Origin of the sequence: Aeromonas sp. EERV15, from assembly GCF_900079845.1 — a bacterium.
Lineage (GTDB): Bacteria > Pseudomonadota > Gammaproteobacteria > Enterobacterales > Aeromonadaceae > Aeromonas > Aeromonas sobria.
Window position 1 is genome coordinate 1 of the sequence record NZ_FKKY02000141.1, and the last position, 452, is coordinate 452.

Annotated in this window: 1 pseudogene; it reads right to left on the bottom strand. The window is 75.0% G+C overall.

The features are described from left to right. Nucleotides 1–452, bottom strand: a pseudogene (locus BN4575_RS22930) (AMP-binding protein); the annotation flags it as partial.

Sequence of the window (452 nt, forward strand, 5' to 3'; positions counted from 1 at the left end):
GATCAGCGGGCGCTCCGGGTCGCTGGGGGCAGCGTCCGGGGAAGGCAGCGCGCGGCGGTCGACCTTGCCGTTCGGGGTGAGCGGGAGGGCGTCGAGGACGACGAACGCAGACGGCACCATGTACGCCGGCAAGGTCCTGGCGAGGGCCTCGCGCAGCGCCGTCATCGAGGGCATCGGGGAGTCGGCGGCGGGGACGAGGTAGCCGACGAGGCGGCGGTCGGAAGGGCCGTCGTCGCGGGCGAGGACGACGGCCTCGCGGAGGCCGGGGAGCGCGGTGAGGGCATGCTCGATCTCGCCCAGCTCGATGCGGTAGCCGCGCACCTTGACCTGGTGGTCGAGGCGGCCGAGGTAGTCGAGCTGGCCGTCGGCGCGGAAGCGCGCGAGGTCGCCGGAGCGGTAGAGGCGCGCGCCAGGCTCGGTGGCGAAGGGATCGGGCACGAAGCGCTCGGCGG